Annotated in this window: 15 protein-coding genes; 8 read left to right on the top strand and 7 right to left on the bottom strand. The window is 70.0% G+C overall.

Features of this window, described 5'->3' with window-relative positions:
• Nucleotides 1-44 precede the first annotated feature (44 nt).
• Both EXE45_RS20310 and EXE45_RS04565 read right to left on the bottom strand, forming a co-directional pair.
• A complete protein-coding gene (locus EXE45_RS20310) occupies nt 45-212 on the bottom strand; it encodes a hypothetical protein (RefSeq protein WP_167603322.1) in 168 nt (55 codons plus the stop codon).
• Nucleotides 209-811: a hypothetical protein gene (locus EXE45_RS04565; RefSeq protein ID WP_137693658.1), complete on the bottom strand. Its 603-nt coding sequence runs from the start codon at nt 809-811 to the stop codon at nt 209-211. The genes EXE45_RS20310 and EXE45_RS04565 overlap by 4 nt, the downstream gene beginning before the upstream one ends.
• A gap of 185 nt (nt 812-996) precedes the next feature.
• Here EXE45_RS04565 and EXE45_RS04560 point away from each other — a divergent pair, with 185 nt between their 5' ends.
• Nucleotides 997-1191 carry a cold-shock protein gene (locus EXE45_RS04560; protein ID WP_004599158.1) on the top strand — a complete coding sequence of 65 codons (195 nt, stop codon included), beginning with the start codon at nt 997-999 and terminating at the stop codon, nt 1189-1191.
• Nucleotides 1192-1479: 288 nt separating this feature from the next.
• Here the strand turns inward: EXE45_RS04560 and EXE45_RS04550 are convergent, their stop codons facing one another.
• On the bottom strand, nt 1480-1794 hold the full coding sequence (locus tag EXE45_RS04550) for a 2Fe-2S iron-sulfur cluster-binding protein (protein WP_092920524.1): 315 nt from the start codon (nt 1792-1794) through the stop codon (nt 1480-1482).
• A 160-nt stretch (nt 1795-1954) separates the two neighbouring features.
• On the opposite strand from EXE45_RS04550, the gene EXE45_RS04545 reads away from it, so the two are divergent.
• The 4 genes from EXE45_RS04545 (at nt 1955) to EXE45_RS04530 (ending at nt 5323) form a co-directional block, all read left to right on the top strand.
• On the top strand, nt 1955-3034 hold the full coding sequence (locus tag EXE45_RS04545) for a hypothetical protein (protein WP_137693657.1): 1080 nt from the start codon (nt 1955-1957) through the stop codon (nt 3032-3034).
• A 90-nt stretch (nt 3035-3124) separates the two neighbouring features.
• A complete protein-coding gene (locus EXE45_RS04540) occupies nt 3125-3508 on the top strand; it encodes a DUF5611 family protein (protein WP_092920522.1) in 384 nt (127 codons plus the stop codon).
• 202 nt (nt 3509-3710) lie between these two features.
• Entirely contained in the window at nt 3711-4169 is a 459-nt protein-coding gene (locus EXE45_RS04535; RefSeq protein WP_137693656.1) for a universal stress protein, read from the top strand.
• A 176-nt stretch (nt 4170-4345) separates the two neighbouring features.
• Nucleotides 4346-5323: an ROK family protein gene (locus EXE45_RS04530; protein ID WP_092920520.1), complete on the top strand. Its 978-nt coding sequence runs from the start codon at nt 4346-4348 to the stop codon at nt 5321-5323.
• Between the two features lie 51 nt (nt 5324-5374).
• Here the strand turns inward: EXE45_RS04530 and EXE45_RS04525 are convergent, their stop codons facing one another.
• Nucleotides 5375-6382, bottom strand: coding sequence for a PrsW family intramembrane metalloprotease (locus EXE45_RS04525; RefSeq protein WP_092920519.1), 1008 nt, complete (start codon nt 6380-6382; stop codon nt 5375-5377).
• 122 nt (nt 6383-6504) lie between these two features.
• Between EXE45_RS04525 and EXE45_RS04520 the strand changes: the two genes are divergently transcribed.
• From EXE45_RS04520 to EXE45_RS04510, 3 genes are all read left to right on the top strand, one after another.
• Nucleotides 6505-6897, top strand: a complete 393-nt coding sequence (locus tag EXE45_RS04520; RefSeq protein ID WP_092920518.1) for a hypothetical protein — start codon at nt 6505-6507, stop codon at nt 6895-6897.
• Nucleotides 6898-6899: 2 nt separating this feature from the next.
• On the top strand, nt 6900-8420 hold the full coding sequence (locus EXE45_RS04515; RefSeq protein WP_137693655.1) for a DUF402 domain-containing protein: 1521 nt from the start codon (nt 6900-6902) through the stop codon (nt 8418-8420).
• Nucleotides 8421-8608: 188 nt separating this feature from the next.
• Nucleotides 8609-12490 carry a glycoside hydrolase family 97 catalytic domain-containing protein gene (locus EXE45_RS04510; RefSeq protein WP_137693706.1) on the top strand — a complete coding sequence of 1294 codons (3882 nt, stop codon included), beginning with the start codon at nt 8609-8611 and terminating at the stop codon, nt 12488-12490.
• Nucleotides 12491-12529: 39 nt separating this feature from the next.
• Here the strand turns inward: EXE45_RS04510 and EXE45_RS04505 are convergent, their stop codons facing one another.
• The 3 genes from EXE45_RS04505 to EXE45_RS04495 all read right to left on the bottom strand — a co-directional run bounded on the left by EXE45_RS04505 (nt 12530) and on the right by EXE45_RS04495 (nt 14032).
• Entirely contained in the window at nt 12530-12865 is a 336-nt protein-coding gene (locus EXE45_RS04505) for a NifU family protein (protein WP_092920516.1), read from the bottom strand.
• 135 nt (nt 12866-13000) lie between these two features.
• Nucleotides 13001-13339 (bottom strand): hypothetical protein, encoded by a 339-nt coding sequence (locus EXE45_RS04500; RefSeq protein WP_092920515.1) that lies wholly within the window; start codon nt 13337-13339, stop codon nt 13001-13003.
• An 84-nt stretch (nt 13340-13423) separates the two neighbouring features.
• On the bottom strand, nt 13424-14032 hold the full coding sequence (locus EXE45_RS04495; protein WP_092920514.1) for a 2Fe-2S iron-sulfur cluster-binding protein: 609 nt from the start codon (nt 14030-14032) through the stop codon (nt 13424-13426).
• Between the last annotated feature and the right edge of the window lie 121 nt (nt 14033-14153).

The following is a 14153-nucleotide window of genomic DNA, read 5'->3' as shown; positions in this document are numbered from 1 at the left end:
CGGACTGCGACGGATCGGCCGGCGCTCGGGAGGAGGGCCGCGGCTCACTCGTCGCCGACGAAGACGGTCGCGAGGCGGTCGCCGCAGTGCGGACAGTTCAGCGTCTGCCACGTGTCGGGGTCGAGGTCGCCGAACGGCTTCGACCGGCGGGCGTCCGCGACGGCGACGCTCGCGCCGCACGTCTCGCAGTCGTAGGTGTCCGCGTCGGTCATTCTCCGAGCGAGTACAGCGCGGTCGCCGCGAGGATGCCCGCGGTCTGCCCGGCGCCGACGAGCGCGATTCCCGCGACGGTTCCGGTCGGCGTGCCCGCGAGCGCGGCGACGACGGCGCCCGCGACCGAACACGCGGCGGCGACGTGGTGGACGACCGAGCGCGGGACCGCCGGGTCGCGCAGGCCCGTGTAGACGAACGCGGGCGCGGGCAGCAGCATCCAGCCGTAGAGGGCGACGGCGAGGAGCGCGTCGGGCGGAAGCGAGGCCGCGAGCGCCGGAACGGTCCCGTCGCGCGCGAGGAACCCGGCGACGCCCGCGAGCGTGACCGGCGTGCCCGCGAGGATGGCCAGCTTCCACGCGCGCAGGACGCCCGTCGCCATGTCGCGCCACGAGGCGACGACGAAGGCGACGAGCAGGGCGCTCATGACGACGTGGGCGACGAACAGCGCGTGCGCGGAGACGACGCCGAGGACCGCCGCGCCGGCGACGCCCCACGCCGCCGGGACCAGCAGGGCGGGACCGTTCTCGCGGAGCGTCAGGCCGGGGCCGCTCGCCCGATGCGCGTGAGACACACGTCCCGTTTTCGCGGCCGGAGACATAAACGTCGGCGTCGGACGGGGCACCGGAGAATCCGACGTATCGGTCGATCCTGTACCGAGAATCCGTCGTGCGGTCAGCGCGTGGCTGTCGAATCTGGGTTCTTCGAAAACGAACGTCTATAGAGAGACGTGGTAACTGTACACTCGCAATTCTTATCCACGGTCGGCGCCTCTCTCGACACGCAATGGCGACCGGAAAGGTTGATTTCTTCAACGACACTGGCGGCTACGGATTTATCGAGACTGACGACGCGGACGACGACGTGTTCTTCCACATGGAAGACGTCGGCGGCCCGGACCTCGAAGAGGGTCAGGAGCTCGAGTTCGACATCGAGTCCTCCGAGAAGGGCCCCCGCGCGACGAACGTCGTTCGGCAGTAAGCCAATCCGAAGAGTGGGTCGGTCCGGCTGACGCCGAACGCGACTCTGACACACGGTATCAAGCGTTTTCGTCCGCGTCGCGGGCTCGCGTCCGCCGCGGTCGTATTTTACTCCCGATCAGCGTTCCGCTCGTCGCTTCCGTTCGACCAGCGTTCCGCTCGTCGGTCGGGCGTCGCTCGCGGAGAGGGAGAAACGGTAGGAGCGGTGCGCCCGGCGGAAGCGGCGCGTTCGACGGAAGCGGCGCGTTCGACGGAAGTGGCGCGTTCGACGGAAGTGGCGCGTCGGCGCTCAGATGTGCTGCCCGAAGAGCCCGCGGCCCTTCGTCACCTCGACGTCGCCCTCGACTTTCGTCTGGCAGGCGAGGCGGACGTCGTGGCTGGGGTGGTGCGGCGGGAGCCAGAGGCGGGCGCGCTCCTTCTTGCCCGGCTCGCTGACCTCGCCCTCGACCTGGACCGCACAGGACCCGCACGACCCGGCGCCGCGGCAGTTGAGCGTCTCCATCTTGCCGTTGTAGACGGAGAGGCCGGCCTCCCTGAGCACGTCGCGCAGGTTGGCGCCCTTCTCGCACTCGATTTCCTCGCCCTTGTAGGATACGGTAGGCATGGTGAGGTACGGTACGCGACCGATCCACAAAGAGTCTGTGTCATCGGGGCGCGCGACCGAAGTCGGACGCGGCGAGCGCGTCGCCCCGCGATACCGGTCGTGCGCCGAGCGTCGGACGCCGACGGGGCGTTTTTTACCCTCGGCACCGCAGGGTGGCACAATGGGACTCAGGTGTCTGCTCGGACACGACTTCGGCGAACCCGAACTCCAGCGGGAACGCGAGGAGGAGGGCGACGAGGTCGTCACGACCGTCAAGGAGGTGAAGACCTGCGCTCGCTGCGGCGAGACGCAGATCGTCAGCGAGAATACCGAGGTGACGACGATGGAGCAACTGGCCGACGAGGCCGCCGCGAGCGAGGCCGAAGGAGTCGATTCGGCGGGCGGTTCCGACCGCGGGACCGACGCGGGACCGGCCGGGACTCCGGGCGAGGCCGCCGCCGCGGACGGCGAGGAGGCGGTCGCGGACGCCGACGTGGCGCCGAGGCGGGGCGACGCTGACGACGGCGCGACCGGCGGCGAAGGCGTGACGCTCGACGAGGAGCCGGGAGCCGAAACCGACGACGCGGTGATCCTGGACGACGGGCCCGCGGCCGACGCGGAGGCCGGTGCGACGGACGCCGAACCGGCGACAGGAGACGCCGACTCGCCGGCGGCCCCGGCGGATCGGCCGAACGCCGCGGGCGACTCGGAGCCGGACGGCGCGTCGAGCCCGAGGGACGGGGACGCGGCGGCGGGCGGCGAGGAACCCGACGCGGAGAGCGACGACGGGGTCATCCTCGACGAGGACGACGACGCGCCCGACGACCGGGACCGGGGTGCGTGGCCGGCGGTCGACGAGGACGACCCCGACGGCGACGAACGGACGGCCTGGCCCGATCACGGCGGCGAAGACGAGGGATTCAGCGCGGCGGTCGGCGAGGGCGGCGACGCCGGCGTCGAGTTCGGCGGCGGGCTCACTCCGGAGGCCGCGGAGCAGGGCGAGACGGAGACGGAGGCGGAGACAGAGTACGTCGAGGCGCCCGAAGACGGGGAGACCGCGGTGTTCGACACTGGCGGGGAGGGCGAGACGGGGATCACCCGCGGCGAGAGCCCCGAGCTGGAGACGATGGGCGACGACGGACCGACGGAGTACTACTGTCCCGAGTGCGGGATGGTCCGGGCCGCGGACGGGAGCTCGATGCGCGCGGGCGACATCTGTCCGGAGTGTAAGCGCGGGTACGTCGACGAGCGGCCCCGGTAGACGGACGGAAAAGAGCGCCGCGTCGGCGGTCGAACCCGCCGAGCGGCCGTGACGAAACTGGTTTACGCCGGCCTGTCGAACGGTCGCGGCATGAAAGAGTACAAGATGCGTCGCGGCGAGCATCTGGACGACCGCATGCCCGACCTGAAGGGCTCCGTCGAGGAGTACTTCGGCGAGGTCTCCGACACGGAGGAGTGGGAGGGTCACGAGCTGTACGTCGTCGAGGACCCCGACAACCCGGTGTTCGAGCGAATCGTCGCGGGCGCCGCCGAGTACGGAAGTAAGAAGGACAAGCTGGCGGTCCACTTCGAGGAGCGGCCCGCCGAGGACGTCATCGCCGAGGGGAACGCCGACGCCGCCGCGGACGCCGTCGACGCGAAGAACGAGTTTCTACTGGAGGCGACCGGCCGCGACGCGAAGTCGCGTCGCGACTCGCTGAAGCGCGAAGTGGAAGACGACGCGCCCGATTACTGATCGATTTCTGCGGCGGTCGCGTCCGGCTCCGTCCGACCGAGAGCGACGCACAGCACCGGCAGCGTCCCGCTCGTCCGACGGACGTCGTCGGAGACCGTCGCGTCGCCGCCCCCGAGAGTATCAGGATCGATCGAGAAAATGTTTATTCAAATCTGAGTTAAAACTCCGATAGGCTTAAGCCGGCCGGGAGCGAAAGGGAAGTATGAGCATCGAGACAGTAGTGCTTGCGGTCGGCACGGAAGACGAGAAGCGAACCGAACAGCTCGCACGGGAGGCCATCGCGATCGCCGAGCCCGCGGACGCGGAGATCGTCTTGACGCACGTGTTCGACAGAGAGGAGTTCGACGAGACCCGCGCGAACCTCGGCTTCGACCAGGGGAGCGAAGGGGCGACCCCCGACGCGGTGGCGGAGCGACACAAGACCACCCGAGCGCTCTCGAAGGCGCTCTCCGCGGCGGGCGTGCGACACTCGGTGCGGGGCGCGGTCGGCGACCTCGCGGACGAGGTCGTCGAGACCGCGGACAGCGTCAAGGCCGACCGCGTCGTCGTCGGCGGACGGCGACGCTCCCCGACCGGGAAGGCCGTGTTCGGTAGCGTCGCACAGGAAGTCATGCTCTCGGCGCCGTGCCCGGTGACGTTCGTGCGCGAAATCGCCTCCTGACATCCTCCGACGGCGAAACGGAGAAGTCCGAAGGTCCGTCGTCTTCCCATCTCTGAAGGGGACTTTTGTCTCGCTACCGCAGAGACCCGATTCGGAGGGAAACCGGTCCGTTTGTTCCCCTTGCTGGACCGCCTGAAGCGTCCCGCTTAAGTGAGACGGGTCCGCGCTTACACCCGATGTACTACGTGGGCGCCGATCTCGGGGCGACGAACGTCCGGGCGGTCGTCGGCGACGAGACCGCTGCGATCCTCGGCTCCGCGTCGAGAAACACTCCGCGGGGACCGAACGGCATCGCCGTCACGGAGGCCGTGTTGGAGGTGATCCGGAAGGCCTGTACCGACGCGGGGATCGCGCCGAGCGAGGCGGTCGCGGCCGGCGTCGGCTCGATCGGCCCGCTCGACCTGGCGGAGGGAGTGGTCAACGGACCGGCGAACCTCCCCGATACCGTCGAGCGCATTCCGCTCGTCGGCCCGGTCGGTCGGCTACTCGACACCGACGAGGTGTACCTTCACAACGACACCATCGCGGGCGTCATCGGCGAGCGGTTCCACTCCGAGCGCAACCCCGACGACATGGTGTATCTCACCATCTCCTCCGGAATCGGCGCGGGCGTCGCCGTCGACGGCAACGTGCTCTCGGGGTGGGACGGCAACGCCGGGGAGGTCGGCCACATGACCGTCGACCCGCACGGCTTCATGACTTGCGGCTGCGGCCTCGACGGGCACTGGGAGGGGTACTGCTCGGGGAACAACATCCCGAGCTACGCCCGCGAACTCCACGCCGAGGACCCGATCGAGACGAGTCTACCGGTCGAGGACCCCGAATTCTCCGCGGTCGACGTGTTCGAGGCGGCGGGCGAGGACACCTTCGCCGACCACGTGATCGACCAGCTCGCCCACTGGAACGCGATGGGGATCGCGAACATTATCCACGCGTACGCCCCGCTGGTCGTGAGCGTCGGCGGCGCGGTCGCGCTCAACAACCCCGAGCGGGTCCTCGATCCGATCCGGAAGAAGCTGCCGGAGATGGTGTTCATCAACGTTCCGGAGGTGCGGCTCACCGACCTCGGCGACGAGGTCGTCGTGAAGGGCGCCCTCGCGAGCGCGTTGACGGGCGGAACCGGCGACCGCTCGCGGGTGGAGGCCGCCCCCTGACGGCGGACGGGCCGACCGAGTCGGGACCGCACCGCGAGCCGGACCGGCGGACTACGGCTCGAACTCGTCGAGGTCGGGCTCCATGTCGGGGTCGACCGCGTCGCGCGTGTCGAGGTACGCGTCCCGGTACCGCCAGATCTTTCGGAGGAGGACGTAGCCGAACGCCCCCTGAAAGGCGAGGACGAAGCCGAACAGCGCGACGATTTGCGAGAGGCCGAACAGCTGCGAGGCGATTCCCGTCACCGGGCCGACGAGCGTGTTGTACAGCGCGTGGATCGCCGCCGCGATGACGAGTCCCTTGACGATGATGGGGCCCCGGTTCTCGGGGTTGAACTTCGCGAGCCCGAGGTAGTAGCCCGCGAACGCGGAGTAGACGACGTGGCCGGGCCCCGCGAGCGCCCGGAGGGCCGCGATGCCGTCGCCCGCGCCGAGCGCTGCGATCCCGACCGTCAGTTCCGCCATGTCGACGTTCTGAGCGATGTACACGAAGTTCTCGATGACGACGAATCCGAGTCCCGCGATGGCGCCGTAGATGGCACCGTCGATGACGGCGTCGAACCGGTCGTCGTTGTACGCGTACAGTCGCACCGCGAGCAGCTTCACCGACTCCTCTATCGGGCCGACGACGACGAAGAAGAACACGACGATCCCGAGGAAGCCGAACGGCTGGAAGTACGGCTGGAGCACGCTGTTCAGTATCGCTGCGAACGTCGCGGTGAGGATCGACAGCAGGAACGTCGCCACCAGTAGCGACAGCGGTTCGGCCGTCGTGACGTCCGAGACGTACACGTATGCGGCCAGACCCAGCGCGGGGACGACGGAGAGGCCGAGGAGGATCGCGATGGCCGGATCGAAGAGCAGCCCCAGCCCGAACGATCCGAGGATGGCGAGGAGCCCGACGAAGGCGACGAGGATGACGCCGGCCTTCGCGGAGCGCGTGAGCAGCCAGTACAGCGCGACCGACAGCCCGTCGAGGGAGGTCCGCTCCTCCCAGGTCGCGACGTCGTAGAGGTCGCGGTCGTCGGCCCGGGACGCGATCGGGTCCTCGTCGGATGGCATAGGGATCGTTTGCCTCCCCGGTGACTTAACTAATTGGCGCAAGCGAGCGATTCACCGGGGGAAAGCGGGCCGCGCCGCGGCGCGGCCGACAGCGTTGAAACGGCGGCGGCCGAAGGCGGGGTATGCACTTCGACGCACGGACCCAGCGCGCCCTCCGCGAGGCCGGGCTGGACGCCGACGCGATAACCGACGCCTCGGACCGAGTTGCCGAACTCGTCGCCCGCGACGCCGACCGGCTTCGGGCGTTCTTCGACGGGGACGGACCCGCCTACTCGGACATGGAGATGGCCCACAGCGCGGAGTCGGTCCAAGAGCACGCGACCGCCGACGTCGACCTGTTCACCCACGGGAGCGACCTCCGCGGCTACCTCTCGCTCGACGGGTGGGGCGTCCCGGTCGAGGGCGGGCGGATCCTCCGGGAGGACGACGGCGGCGACCCGGTCGTCGTCGAACTCACCCTCGGTGACACGGTGAACGACCGGGTCCGGTTCGCGCGCGAGCGCGAGGCCCTGTGACGATGGCCCGGGTTCGCGTCCGCGGCATCTACGCGACGGCGCTCACCGCGCGGCTCCTCGACGCCGGCCACGAGGTCGTCGACGCCTCGCCGCCGATCTGCCGGCGCTTCGACGCCGAGTTCCCGAAGGAGCCGCCCGACGTGCGGATCGCGACGAGCAGCGACCGGCAGGGCGTCGGGGCGAGCGGCGACCCGGACGCGGTCGACGCGGTCCGGGCCCTCCTGACCGACGCGGGCCGCGACGCGCTCGCGTGGCCGGATCCCACGCCGCCCGGCGCCGTCCTCGACGGGGAGGTGACCGAGACGCTCGGCGGGGGCGCCGTCGTCGACCTCCGAGCCGGCGACGGCCGAGCCGACGGCGACGGCGGCGACGCGGCGGGCACGCCCCCGGGGGGCGCCGAGGGGTACCTCCCGTACGGCGACGTCGACGCCCGGGTGGAGACGGGGGATTCGGTCCGCGTTCAGGTCCGCGAGTCGGCGGCGCCGTGGACCGACCGCCGCCCCGAACTCGCCGGGGAGCTGCGGGTCGGCGGCGACCTCGTCGCGCTCGAACCGGGATCCGGAACGCGGGTCGACGTCCGGGACGACGAGGCCGCGAGGGAGCTGTTCGGGATGATCGACCTGCTCGGTCTCGAACCGCCGGCGGGGTGGCGGGCGGTGTGGCGACCCCCGTCCGTCGACGCCGACACGGCGGCGCTGACCGCGGGCCTCGACGCCGCGGTCGACGCCGCCGAGGAGCTGCGCGCGACGGTCGGGCCGGCCGACGGCGAGAGCGACGGAGGGGCCGACGGCGAGGGCGGACTCGGCGTCCTCGACGACCGAAGCCGCCTCCGTGACGCGCCGATCGCCGCGCCGAACGTCGGCGTCTGGGCCTGGTTCGGGCGGGAGAGCCGGTTCGGGCTCGACGACGCGCGCCGGACCGCGACCGCGACGATGCCGGGCCACCATCGCGTGAAGGCCGGTTCGGCGGACGCCTCGGCGGGCGTGGACCTCGCGGAGGCCCTCTGTGACCCCGACCCCGAGGCCGAGTTCCCCTTCGCGGTCGTGACCGACGCGTTCGGTCCGCGGGAGGGCGACGCGCTCCGGATCGACCACGGGAAGCCGGACGGTCGCCTTATCACTCTCGGCGAGGGGACGGTGACGGGGGTCGACCCCGACGGGACCGTCACCGTCGAGCGCGAGATGACCGGCGGCGGGACCTACGACGGACTGGGCGTCGCCCGCGAGGCCGGCGACGTCGCCGAGACGAGCCTGAAGGAGGGCCGGTGGTGGTATCCGACGACGTACCGGGGACGCGACGGGACCGTCCGCGGGACGTACGTCAACGTCTGTACGCCGGTGGAGGTGTTCCCCGACGCGGCCCGGTACGTGGACCTCCACGTCGACGTGGTGAAACGCCCGGACGGCACGGTCGAACGCGTCGACGACGACGTCTTAGACGAGTCGGTCGCGGGGGGAGACACTCCCGAGCCGCTCGCCGAAAAGGCCCGGAGCGTCGCGTCAGCGCTGGAAAACGCGCTGTAAGGCGGCCGGAGCACAGAGGGTCCCGGCCCGGGCACGGCGACGTGTCGACTCGGTCGTTTCGAAATCCGATCACTTCGCTGCGTTACAATAACATTATTATTCATCGCAGACACGGTGGGGACGGAATGCGTGAGAAACAATCACAGCAGACGTTCAACGAGACGACACGACGGGGGTTCCTCGGAAGCGTGGGGGCGCTGGTGGCCGCGGCCGCGTACTCGGGGAGCGTCGCGGCCGACGACGCCGCGCAGATAGCCAACGACGCGGACGACCCGGTCCAGACGGTGGCGTCGCCCGACGGATCGATCGCGGTCACGGTCGACGTCAGGGACGGGGTGCCGACCTACGAAGTCGCGCGCGGCGGGACGACGTACGTCGGGCCATCGACGATCGGATTCGACTTCAAAAATCAGGCGGCGTTCGGCGCGAGCGCCGGGGGGTCGGACGGTCCGGTGGCCGTCACGGGCACCGAGCGCGAGTCGACGACCGAGGAGTGGGACCCGGTGTGGGGCGCCTACGAGTCGGTGTCGGCGGAGTACAACGCCCTGAGCGTCGGTCTCGCGGACGCCGCGGAGAGCGGATCCGGCGGCTCCGGGGCGGACAGCGCGGACGGGTCCCGGAGCGCGACCCTTCAGCTCCGCGTCTTCGACGACGGTATCGGGTTCCGGACGGTCCTCGGAGAGGGGTTCGCGAGCAACTCGGAGCGGGCGGTGGTCGCCTCGGAGAACACCGGCGTCGACTTCGCGGACGACTACGACGCCTGGTGGATCAGAAACGCGGTGACGAACCCGCGGTTCGAACAGGAGTACGCCGAGACGCCGCTGTCGGAGATTCCCGCCGGAAGCGAGCCGCGACGGCCGAACGGCACCGAGATGCGCAGCGGGGCGCACACGCCGCTTACCGTGGACGCGGGCGACGCGTACCTGAGCGTTCACGAGGCGAACCTCGACGACTACGCGGCCGCGACGCTGGCGCCGCGGAGCGACGACGGCGGGACGGCGTTCGCGACCGAGCTCACGCCGCTGCCGGACGGCACGAGGGCCTCCCTCGAACTCCCGGCGGCGACGCCGTGGCGGACGGTCCAGGTCGTCGAGCGCCCGGGCGAACTGATCGAGTCGCAGCTCGTGCCGCTGCTCTCCGACTCGCTCGACGAGGACGCGCTGCCGACGGTCGGTGGCGAGCCCGACACCGACTGGATCGAGCCCCGCAAGTACGTCGGCATCTGGTGGACGATGATCGCCGGCCAGGCGAACTGGGAGTACAAGACCGACGACGAGGTGGCGGCCGGGGGCGGGAACCCCGCGGCCTACATCCACGGCGCTCGGACCGAGCGGATGAAGCGATACATGCGGTTCGCGAGCGAGAACGGGCTCGACAGCGTGCTCGTCGAGGGGTGGAACCAGGGCTGGAGCACCTATCCCGGGGACGGCTCCGGGTTCGAGTTCGGCGTCGACGACTCCTACCCCGACTTCGACGTGCCCGAGGTGACCGACTTCGGCGCGTCGCTGCCGGACCCCGTCGAGATGACGATCCACAACGAGACCGCGGGGAACCTCCCGCAGTACGAGTCCGCGATCCTCGACGAGGACGTGTTCGCGGGGTACGAGGCCGAGGGGATCAACTCGATCAAGAACGGGTACGTCTCCGACCGGGGACTCGGCATCGACGGTGACGGCTCCGAGCCGACCCACAACCAGCACAACCAACTCGCGGTGAACCACCATCGCCTGGTGATCCGGAACGCCGCGGCGGACCGGCAGCTCTTAGAGATCCACGAGGGGATCAAGCCGACCGGCGAGATCCGCACCTACCCGAACGTGGCGAACCGCGAGGTGGTGAAGGCGCAGGAGTACGACGGGTTCGGCCAGCTCGGCTCCAACGTCGGCCGCGACCACCACGTCACGCTGCCGTTCACGCGAAACCTCGCGGGCCCGGTGAGCTTCCAGCCGGGGATCTTCGACATCACCTTCAACGACGACCGCGGCGACCAGATCCAGACGACGCGCGCGAAGCAGCTCGCGATGTACCCGACGTACCTCAGCGGCCTCCAGATGGCGGCCGACCGGATCGAGGGGTACGTCGACGAGACGTTCGCGGTCGGTGAGGCGCTCCAGGCCGCCGCCGGCGAGCTCGACGGGCTGGTCACCAGCGACAGCTGGCGCGACGCGTTCGGGACCAACTACGTCGCGGTCGATCCCAACCGCGCGCCGAGCGGGTCGTCGGTGTCGTTCACGGTCGAGGACGTGCCGAGCGCCGGGACGTACGACCTCCACCTCCGGTACGCGAGCGACGCGGAGGAGAACGCACAGCGGGTGAAAAACGCCGGCACGCCGCGGGCGACGCTGCGCGTCAACGACGAGACCGGAATGATCGAGCCCGACTTCACCGACTACTGGGACGACTGGCAGGTGTTCACGACGCCGGTCGAACTCGACGCGGGCGACAACGAAATCGCGATCGAGCTCGACTACGCGCAGGGCGAGAGCGGCTTCACCGGCGACGTCGGCGGCTTCAACCTCAACACCGTCGCCGTCACCGAGTCCGGCGAGCCGTCGCCGGTCCCGGCCGAGTACGAGGGGTACGAGCCCGACAGCGAGAACTTCGACGCCGAGCCCGAGTTCGCCTTCATCGAGTCGGTCCCGGCGGCCGGCTGGGACGAGACGCGCGTGGTCGGCGCCGCGATCGGCGACTACCTCGCGATCGCCCGCCGGCACGGCGACGAGTGGTACGTCGGCGCCATGACGAACGGCGACGGCCGCGCGGTCGACGTGTCGCTCGACTTCCTCGCGCCCGGCAACTCGGGGAACGCACCCGGGAACTCCGGCGACGCGCCCGGACGCGGAAAGGGGCGGGGCAAGGGCCGCGGCAACGGCCGTGGAAACGGAAAGGGCCGCGGCAACGGCCGAAACGGCCCGAAGTACGTCGCTGAGATCTACTCGGACGCGGTCGGCACCGGTGTCGACCGCGACCCGACCGGCGTCCGCATCGACGAGGCGGTCGTCACGCCGAGCACGACGCTACTCGCGTCGCTCGCGCCGAGCGGCGGGACCGCGGTCAAACTCCGGCCGGCGCGGGGCCGCGAGATCAATCGCTTGCCGGAGTACGAACGGCCGGAGCAGGAGTTCTCAGTAACGATCGACGAGCGGGCGGCCCTCGGCGAATCGTTTATTTCGGCAACCGGTTCCAACGACGCCGGCTTCGTCGGCGGGACGACCGTCGAGATCTTCGTGGACGGCGAGTTCGCAGCGGTCGACAACGTTCGGCTCCCGCCGAACGCGACGAACGAGACCGTCGACCTCGGCTTCCGGATCACTCGGCGCGATGACTTCGACGTCGTCGTCCGCGAACCCGACACCGGTCGAAAGCTCGCCTCGGCGACTGTCACGGGTGTCATCGGAGAATCTGTCTCCGAGTTTACCGACCCGCAGGGTGATGACAACGGTCCCGGAGGGTACACATACCCGACGAATGGCGCGTTCCGGGAGGAGGAGGGGGCGTTCGACCTGCGTACGTTCACGGTCTTCGAGACGGACGACAGCTGGCGGTTCGCGTTCGAGGTGGAGAGCCTGTACGATGCGTTCGGCGGGGAGTTCTCCCCGCACTACTTCGTGGTCTATCTACGCGACCCGGAAACCGACACCGGGCGTACGACCGAAATCGGCGACCTGAACGTCACCGCCGAGTTCGCCGAGCCGTGGCAGTACCGCGTTAGAGCAAGCGGCTTCGGCGGGGGAGTTGTCAACGCGAGCGGGACCAACCTCGGATCGCCGGAAACGTTCGTCGAACTGGATACGAACCTCGCCGTTCTCTCGGTGCCGAAGGAGTCGGTCGGGGGCACCGACATCTCCGACTGGGAGGTTCTTCCGGTTGTCGGCTCGGAGAGCTTCGGCTCGTTCCGCGACGTACAGGTCGGCGAGCCCGGTGAGTTCGTCTTCGGCGGCGCCAAGGAGGGCGCGGCCGACAACGCACCACGCGTGATCGACATGATCACGCCCGAGGGCGTCTCGCAGTCCGACGCGCTCGACTACGGGCCGAACTCGCTCGCGTCGCTGCCGTTCACGCCGCTGTAGAGAGAAGAGAAGCGACGGACGCCCTCCGGCCCGCCCGATTCAGAAGTGGTTCGCGGACTCGGTCTCGTGTTTCAGCTCGCCGCCGCGGCCGCCCTCGACGGTGGAGGCGCCGTTGTCACCGGAGGAGGCGGTTCGCACGGTGACGTTGTCGACCTCCTCGAAGTCCATGATGAGGTCGCGGCGGATGTTGTCGGCGGTGATGTTCGAGATGCCGCACCCGGAGCAGGTGCCGCCGAGTTCGACGACGACCTCGCCGGTCTCGGGGTCCGCCTCGCGCACGACGCTCGTGCCGCCGTGCATCTGGATGATCGGCATCTGTCCGACCATCCACCGCTCGACCCGGTCCGCGAGGCTCTCGTCGCTCTCGTCGCTCATTGCCCGTCCTTCGTCGCCGACGGTATGGAAAGTTGCGGTTTAGGAGCGGTAAAACAGATCGAAAGGAACTGTGTCATCGTCGATGAGACGGAACGAGCCCGCGAGGGCCGCGGCTCCGTCGCCGTCGTCGAGCGACTACCGCTCCGGCTCGTCGCTCCGGTCGGCGGAGTCGCCGGACTGGCTCGGGAGCCGGGTCGGGTCGGCCGCGTCGTCGCCGTTCATCGAGTCGTCGCGTTCGAGCAGGTACAGCAGCGGGCCGAGCGCGGTCAACACGAGGACGCCGGGCAGCGGCGCGTCGGGGACGAGGACCAGCGTGACGAGGCTCGCGCCGCCGGTGAGGACGACGAGCGCGGCCCAGGTCGCCGGGGAGCCGAGGTCGACGCCGACGCGGACCGCGTCGCGGTAGACGGCCGCGGCGATCAGCGCGACGGCGACGCCCCCGCCGCCGGCGACGAGCGCCGTGGTGACGGACATACGAGCGGTTGGAGCGAGACGCGAAAAAGGGTGTCGCGAGCGAACGCGACGGGAAAACGAGACGAGGCGGCGAAAGCGGGAGGACTACGGCGCCTCGCCGGTCTCGATGCTGAAGGAGTCGCGCGGGTAGGCGACGCAGGTGAGCGTGTAGCCGTCGTCGATCTCGGCCTCCTCGAGCATCTGCTGGTTGTCGTGCTCGACGAAGTCCTCGCTCGGCCCGTCCGTGATCTGACCGGCACAGGAGACGCACTGGCCCTGGCGGCAGGCGTACGGGAGGTCCCACCCCTCGTCTTCGCCCTGTTCGAGGATGGGCTGGTCGTTCGAGAGCTCGACCGTCTCGCCCTGCTTGACGAACTCGACCTCGAAGTACTCCACCTCGTCTTCGGGGATGTCGCCCGGGCCGGAGCCGGCGGTGCCGCCCTCTTCGAGCTCGCCCTCCTCGCCCTCGGCACCGCCGGCCGGGATGGCGCCGCCGCCCCCGCCGCCGCCGCCGACCGCGCGGTTGCCCGGTTCGGGGAACTCGGTCTCCGGAACGGCGGACGCTCGGTGTTCGAGCACGTCCTCTGAAATGTCGGTCGTGGGTTCCCAGCCAGTTCCCTTCACCGAGGTGACGAGGACGATGAGCAGCGTCGCAATCGCCCCGAGAACGATCGCGGGCGGGTTCGCGACGTTCGCAATGAGCGGGTTGAGCATACGAACCGATATGGAGAGGTGGCATAAGGCCGTTTTGATCGGTCCAACCGCGTGGGAGCCCGGACGGCGGGGGCCGGCGGACGGACGCCGCGGAGCGGTCCATTTATCGGCCGAGCGGTCG

Source organism: Halorubrum sp. SP9, assembly GCF_005435015.1.
GTDB lineage: Archaea > Halobacteriota > Halobacteria > Halobacteriales > Haloferacaceae > Halorubrum > Halorubrum sodomense.
Note: the sequence above shows the minus strand (reverse complement) of the source record. Positions and strands in the feature narration are given on the sequence as shown.